Raw genomic sequence first — 6,767 nt, 5'->3', positions numbered from 1 at the left:
CCAGCCAGCCCAAAGGACGCGAGATTCACGTCATCTGCGACAACGTCAGTAGCCACAAGACCGCGGCAGTCGATACCTTCCTCGTCGATCATCCCAACGTCTCGATGCATTTCACGCCCACCTACAGTTCTTGGTTGAACCAGGTCGAGAATTGGTTCGGCCGCATCCAGCGCGACGTCATTGCGCGCGGCATCTTCACCAGCACCTCCGACTTGCACAAAAAACTCATGCGCTACATTCGCCAGTACAACAAAAATGCCAAACCACTCAAGTGGAAGTATGCCGATCCGTCCCGCCATATCCGGTGCGATTCTTCTGGTTCAATGGACTAGGCCGGCGAGTTCACCGGAGCACTTCAACTGACCTGCCGCATGGATCTTTGCCAGTTCTTCTAGGAAACGCCGACGGAACAGTCGCGACAGTACGCGCACCGGCAGGAAGAATCCCCGTCGGCACCGATCTATTCCTTTGCTTTTACCGTTCTTCACATGTAGTCGGCGCAACCTCGGTTGCAGTCTACTGGGGGCCAAAGGACGACAGGCAACGGAAAATCATCTTTTCGGGTGACCTCGGAACGAATCTCGAGGACCGGGAAAGCATGCCTTACCGAGCGCGCCAATGCGTTGGAAACTCGAATCGATGTTACAAACCCTGCTGATTCCAATCGATGGATTGACCTTGATGCTGGGCAACATGGCCAGTTCGTGAGAAAAGACAAAGCGCAGATTCTGCAAGAAATCGCTCGGCTAGAAGCGGAACTCGCCGCAGTTGAGTAATGCTCGGACTGCCAATGAATCAGGAGGGGTGTTTTCCCTCCTGATTTGCTCAGTGGAAGATCGATGGCAGATCAGGTATCCAGAGAATCGGCCCATTCAGCACCGCTAACCCACCTTAGTGCCGACAAACGCCCGCACAACAATCCCCATTCAAATTCGGACCAACCAAGGTTTTCAAGGCCATATTTTTCTACAATTCCCATTAACGACGGGTTTCCTTGAAGTATCGTATTCATTTGAAGATCAAGATCAGTAGTGTCCGGTTAAAACGATGCCCATGAGGTTGAAACCAAGAGCTGGAGGGGCATTTGGAGAATTTTCAGGTGTCTCCGATTTGAACGGTGAATCGCCGATGAGGCAGTCTTTTGGCTTTGTTTTCGCCGGAGACGCCGATGAACCTCGGCAAGACGTTGTTCGCCCAACTCATGGACTTTCTGCCCTGGAAGACGTTTCATCGCATCGTCGATCGCCACGATGGCGATCGCTACGTCAAGTCGATGACCTGCGCCGAGCAATTCCGCGTAATGGCATTTGCGCAACTGACTTACCGCGAAAGCCTGCGCGACATCGAGGTCTGCCTGTCGGCGCAGTCCGCCAAGCTTTACCACATGGGGTTTCGCCAGGAAATCAAACGCTCGACGCTGGCCGATGCCAACGAGGCGAGAGACTGGCGTGTTCATGCGGCATTCGCCCAGCACCTGATCGCGCAAGCTCGGAAACTCTACCTCGGCGACAGCCTTGGCTTCGAGTTGGAGAACACGGCCTACGCGCTGGATTCGACGACGATCGACCTGTGCCTGTCGGTATTTCCGTGGGCTCCGTTTCGCACGACCAAGGCGGCGGTCAAGATGCACACGCTGCTCGATCTGCGCGGCAACATCCCGACCTTCATCCACATTTCCGACGGTAAGCTGCACGACGTCAATGTGCTCGACGTTCTAGTGCCGGAAGCCGGGGCGATCTACGTCATGGATCGTGGCTACCTGGACTTCGAACGACTTCATGCGATGCATCTGGCAAGCGCCTTCTTCGTTACTCGCGCCAAGTCGAACACGCGGTTGCGCCGTGTCTATTCGGCAGCGACCGACCGAACGACCGGCATCCTCTGCGACCAAACCGTCGCGCTGGTCGGTTACTACAGCAGCCGGGACTGCCCGATCCATTTGCGCTGCATCCGTTTCAGAGACCCAGAAACCGACAAGACTTTGGTCTTCCTGACCAACAACTTTGCCTTGCCGGCAGCCACCATCTGCGCGCTCTACAAGGCGCGCTGGCAGGTCGAGTTGTTCTTCAAATGGATCAAGCAGCATCTGCGTATCAAGAAGTTTTACGGCACCTCAGAGAATGCGGTGAAGTCGCAAATCTGGATCGCCGTATCGGTCTATGTCCTCGTCGCCATCGTCAAGAAGCGCTTGAATCTCGACGCTTCGCTCTACACCCTGCTACAGATTTTTTCGCTCACCCTGTTCGAGAAAATGCCCATCCAGCAAGCCTTTGCGGGCAATGCGCCTTTCCAAAAACAGGACGAAAGCGACAACCAACTGAATCTATTCGCTTTTTAACCGGACACTACTGTTATTAGAAGAGAACTAGGGTCTGTTCTCAATCAATCGAACGCAGCAATGCCATATGAGATATTGGCCGAATAACTCGTTTACAGTCAAAGACATAGCAAGGGGCTGTTCACAGTGAATGAAATATGGTCATATCCTGACTTTTGGGCAGAGGCAGGATGGACCGGAAGATGTTGCGCGATGACCAGTGGGAACGCATTGAAGAACTGTTGCCGGGCAAGGCAAGCGATCCCGGCTGTACGGCCAAGGACAATCGGCGTTTCGTCGAGGCCGTTCTTTGGATCATGCGTACCGGTAGCCCGTGGCGCGATCTACCCCCCGAATTCGGGCATTGGCATCGAACATTCGTACGCTTCTCCCGTTGGCGCGAGAAAGGCGTTTGGGCACGTGTGGCCACGACCTTGCGGGGCGATGCGGACATGGAGTGCTTGTTCATTGACTCCACGATTGTACGTGCCCACCAGCATTCGGCAGGCGCCCAAAAAAAGCCGGCTTTCAGGAAATCGGTCGCTCGCGGGGAGGTCTGACGACAAAACTGCACGTGGCGGTCGATGCCTTGGGCAATCCCCTGCGCGTGATTCTCTCGGCAGGACAGATTACCGACATCGAGCAGGCGGAAGCGCTGATCAAGGATCAGCCAGCCGAATTTATCGTCGCGGACAAGGGGTACGATTCGGACGCCTTTGTCCAAACCATCACTGCTCAGGGCAGCCAGGCGGTCATCCCGCCGCGCTCCAACCGACTCAATCAACGACTCTTCGATCGCCACATCTACAAGGACCGCAACCTGATCGAACGTTTCTTCAGCCGGATCAAGCAATTCAGACGCATCGCCACGCGCTATGACAAACTCGCCCAATCGTTCCTGTCTTTCGTTCATCTCGCGTGTACTTTCGTCTGGCTGGCTTGATTGAGAACAGGCCCTAAGGACTCACTGATTTATTCCTGCAAGTAACAGCGTGAGCGCACGATGCCATGCGAGAATTTGTTTGATGAGGACAAGACGGACGACCCCGATGCAGAAGAGCTTTTCTGACCTGGAGTACGCGGCCAAGCGCAAGGTGACCAAGCGCGATCGGCTGCTTGGCGAACTCGAAGCCATCACGCCGTGGGCGGATTTGCTGAGCGCGCTGGCGCCGTACTACCCGAAGGGCCAAGGGCGCGGTCGGCCGCCGATTGGACTCGAACGGATGCTGCGAATGTACATCGTGCAACAGACGCTCGGACTGTCCGACGAAGGGATCGAGGACGCCCTGTACGACAGTCACGCCATCCGCCACTTCGTCGGCATCGATCTCGGCCGGGAAACCGCACCGGATGCAACGATCCTGCTCAAATTCCGGCATCTTCTGGAAGAGAACAAACTGACCGAGCGCATCTTCACTACGATCAAAGCGCACCTGGCTGAAAAGGGCCTGATGCTGCGCGAAGGCACCATCGTCGACGCCACGATCATCGCCGCGCCGTCTTCGACGAAGAACAGGGAAGGACAACGCGACCCCGAGATGCATCAAACCAAGAAAGGCAATCAATGGCACTTCGGCATGAAGGCGCACATCGGCGTCGATGCCGAATCGGGACTCGTACATACCGTGATCGGCACCGCGGCCAACGTCAATGATGTTACGCAAGCGCAGGCGCTGTTGCATGGCGACGAGGAGGAAGCCTTCGGTGATGCCGGGTACCAAGGTGCGGCCAAACGGCCGGAAGCCAAAGGGAAAGTGAATTGGCACATCGCCATGCGACCAGGCAAGCGTCGGACGCTGGATACGAGCCGCAGACTTGACTGTTTGCGAGACCAAATCGAAACGATCAAGGCCCGGATCCGGGCCAAGGTCGAGCATCCCTTTCACATCGTCAAGAATCGATTCGGCTTGAAGAAGGCGCGTTATCGTGGACTGGCCAAGAACACGGCACAGCTGATGACCTTGTTTGGGCTGGCGAATCTGATGATCGCCAAGGGCCGATTGCTTGAACTCAACGCCCAAGGTGCGTCCTGAGATGGCGGCAGGACGGGCAAAGCCCGAAATTACGCCGGCAGGGAGGCCGAATCCGATGGTTTCGACGTCGGACGGTCGAGATGCCCTCCCGAAAAATCGCAAAGTCAGCGCTGATTCTGTCCGAATGGTCATTAATTCAGCGCGTCCCTAATACTCTTGATTGAGACCAAATGTGTAATGTGTGGCGGCTAGATGCGGAAACGTGCCACGAGTTGATTCATCCCATGTGCCGTTTGTGCCATCGACTCTGCCGCCAGAGACGTCTGCTGGGAAATTTAACCCCTCCCCCTCGTGCCACGTTGTGTCGGATGATAAAGATGTCTTTCAGAGCGTTTTTCGGTTGAGCGGCCGGTAACTGATGCGAAGCAGCGCTACGAATGGCCGGACTTGAGGAAGCTTGACGGACCGATTGTGGCGGGGCGCTGAAATTCTCACGATCAATCTGATCGCCGAAAACCAGCCATTCGATTCCCGCCTGGCACAAGAAATTTGGATGTAACTGCCACGGGCAGCTGATGGCCGACTGCCGGAGATCACGGACGGCTGCTTCGTAGAAGCGAAACACGAAAATCCCGTAGCTGAACGTCGGGCCGCTTTGGAGAAACTCGACGGACGGCTTTGGGTCGGGTGTGTGAATTCACCGGAGGGAGAAGCTGTCGTTCATGGCCACCGGAGGCTGAAGGGCGGCTTGGGGGAAGCGAAGTCTTTGAAGGAGATCGCCGCGCGGGAAGGAATCGACAACAGCTACGTCAGCCGCATGGTCAATCTGACCACTCTGGCACCCGACATCGTGGCGGCCATCCTGGACGACGCACTGCCGAACCACATCACACTGTTCGATCTGGCGGTTGATCCGCCGGCGCTGTGGGATTAGCAGCGGGAGAACGTTGGGCGCTGAGGTGGAGACACCACCTCAGCTCAACATGCCCTTGAGATCCTTGAGCATCAGGAACAGATGGTACGGATCAGTCGGGCTGGGCTCGAATTCCCACGATTCGTACCACTGCCGCGCTGCGTCGTCTTTGGCATGGACCAACAGGCAGCGAATGCCGGCAATGTCGGCAGCCTGTGCGGTACGCAGCAGCGCATCCTTGAGCAAGGCCTGGCCCAGACCTTTACGCTGATGCTCCTTGTCCACGGCGAGCCGGGCCAGGATCATGACCGGCACCGGGTGGCGCGCCAGCCCCTTCATCACTCTCGACGGCGCGGCTTCCGGATCGACGCTACCAACGGCCAGGCTGTAGAAGCCGACCACCACGTCACCCTGGCAGCAGACATAGGTCTGCGCGCTGTTAGCCTTCTGGTTGACGAGCGCGTAGCGCTGCAGGAACTGGTTCAGCGCGGCCTGGCCGCAGTCGAACGCATCGACCTGATCCGTTGCAGCGAGCTTGCGAACGGGTGAGTAGTCATTGCTCAACCCAGCACCCCAGGTTCACGCAGCAACTTCTTCAGACGCGGCTTGCTTTGCACCGGGCGGTCCAGCGCCTCCTGGAAGGCCTGCCACTGTGTGTCGTCCAGCACGAATTGGCGACGATCTGCCAGCGTCTGCGCGGCCGCCGTCACGCCCGCGTCGAGCAGGAACTCGCTCACGTTCTTGTGGCAGGTGCGTGCGGCTTCCTGCAGCAGTTGCTTGACTGGCGTGCTGGCACGAACGTCAATGCGTTCGGTCTTGGAAAGATTCAGGGTGCTCATGGTGCCCCTCCGGACTGGTCTTGGATGCCCTTATTGTAGGCGTCCGGACATTGTCCTGACAAGACGTTTCTTGTCTTGGCCACCATCCAAGCGCGTACTTCCGCGTTGCAATGTGTCGGTAGTGCTCAATAACTTCCGACGAAACGCCGCTGTAACGATGCTGTAATGCTCGCCGTGTAGTCTCGCTTTATAACCAACGACAAGGAGTAAAAGAGTGGATTTGGAAGAGTACTTTGAACCGGAGTATGACGAAGAGTTTGACGACGATATTTGAGCAGATCTGTCTATGAAAAGTGAGCCACCCAGAGTGGCTTTTTTTGCGCCCACAAAGATCATGTACCGAAATTCGCGCTCATGGTGTTTTTGAGCCAGCACGTGACCACGATGACTGGCCTGTACTTGGATTCAGACTCTTTCGGATGGGATGAGGTAGGCTGAAAAAAGTGGAGTCCAACGTTTCGTAAAATGTGAGGAACGGAGGACAAGGATGGAACGACTACCGAAAGGGATCTACACGCTGGAATTTCGGGCGGAAGCGGTGAAGCTGGTGGAAGCGGAAGGGCTGTCGGTGGATGCGGCAGCGAAGCGCTTGTCGGTGCCAAAGAGCAGTCTTGGCAATTGGGTGCGGGCGTCGCGTACAGGCAACCTGGCGAAGGTTGGGCAAGGCCAGAGGGTGCCGACGGAAACGGAAATTGAACTGGCGCGACTGCGCAAGGAATTGGCGG

General features: G+C 56.5%; 8 protein-coding genes and 1 pseudogene. 6 read left to right on the top strand and 3 right to left on the bottom strand.

Features of this window, described 5'->3' with window-relative positions; translation table 11 throughout:
• Nucleotides 1-23 precede the first annotated feature (23 nt).
• The gene (locus BO74_RS20255) at nucleotides 24-332 is read left to right on the top strand and encodes a transposase (protein ID WP_496445068.1); all 309 of its coding nucleotides are present in this window, start codon (nucleotides 24-26) and stop codon (nucleotides 330-332) included.
• On the opposite strand, the pseudogene BO74_RS20250 reads toward BO74_RS20255, so the two are convergent.
• Nucleotides 330-455: pseudogene (locus BO74_RS20250) on the bottom strand (transposase); the annotation flags it as partial. The gene BO74_RS20255 and the pseudogene BO74_RS20250 sit on opposite strands and share 3 nt — an antisense overlap.
• Nucleotides 456-1,168: 713 nt before the next feature.
• Between BO74_RS20250 and BO74_RS20245 the strand changes: the two are divergent.
• The 4 genes from BO74_RS20245 (at nucleotide 1,169) to BO74_RS20230 (ending at nucleotide 5,224) form a co-directional block, all read left to right on the top strand.
• Nucleotides 1,169-2,338: an IS4 family transposase gene (locus BO74_RS20245; RefSeq protein ID WP_496445066.1), complete on the top strand. Its 1,170-nt coding sequence runs from the start codon at nucleotides 1,169-1,171 to the stop codon at nucleotides 2,336-2,338.
• A 170-nt stretch (nucleotides 2,339-2,508) separates the two neighbouring features.
• Nucleotides 2,509-3,260 (top strand): IS5 family transposase gene (locus tag BO74_RS20240; RefSeq protein WP_496445064.1). Its coding sequence is split into 2 segments (ribosomal slippage): nucleotides 2,509-2,836 and nucleotides 2,836-3,260, totalling 753 coding nucleotides; the frame shifts between segments, so codons are not numbered across the junction.
• Between the two features lie 106 nt (nucleotides 3,261-3,366).
• Complete coding sequence (locus BO74_RS20235) at nucleotides 3,367-4,350, top strand: IS5 family transposase (protein ID WP_496445062.1); 984 nt, start codon at nucleotides 3,367-3,369, stop codon at nucleotides 4,348-4,350.
• A gap of 631 nt (nucleotides 4,351-4,981) precedes the next feature.
• Nucleotides 4,982-5,224: a hypothetical protein gene (locus BO74_RS20230; RefSeq protein ID WP_496445061.1), complete on the top strand. Its 243-nt coding sequence runs from the start codon at nucleotides 4,982-4,984 to the stop codon at nucleotides 5,222-5,224.
• A gap of 39 nt (nucleotides 5,225-5,263) precedes the next feature.
• Here BO74_RS20230 and BO74_RS20225 read toward each other — a convergent pair whose 3' ends face one another.
• Both BO74_RS20225 and BO74_RS20220 read right to left on the bottom strand, forming a co-directional pair.
• Nucleotides 5,264-5,767, bottom strand: a complete 504-nt coding sequence (locus BO74_RS20225) for a GNAT family N-acetyltransferase (protein ID WP_013262363.1) — start codon at nucleotides 5,765-5,767, stop codon at nucleotides 5,264-5,266.
• Entirely contained in the window at nucleotides 5,764-6,042 is a 279-nt protein-coding gene (locus BO74_RS20220; protein WP_496445058.1) for a type II toxin-antitoxin system TacA family antitoxin, read from the bottom strand. Before BO74_RS20220 ends, BO74_RS20225 begins: the two co-directional genes overlap by 4 nt.
• A gap of 487 nt (nucleotides 6,043-6,529) precedes the next feature.
• Here BO74_RS20220 and BO74_RS20215 point away from each other — a divergent pair.
• Nucleotides 6,530-6,767, top strand: a 238-nt coding sequence (locus BO74_RS20215) for a transposase (protein ID WP_496445056.1), incomplete at its 3' end; no start/stop codon positions are given.

This window comes from Propionivibrio pelophilus DSM 12018, from assembly GCF_059569095.1.
The sequence above is the reverse complement of the archived record's forward strand: the minus strand, read 5'-3'. Positions and strand labels throughout refer to the sequence as shown.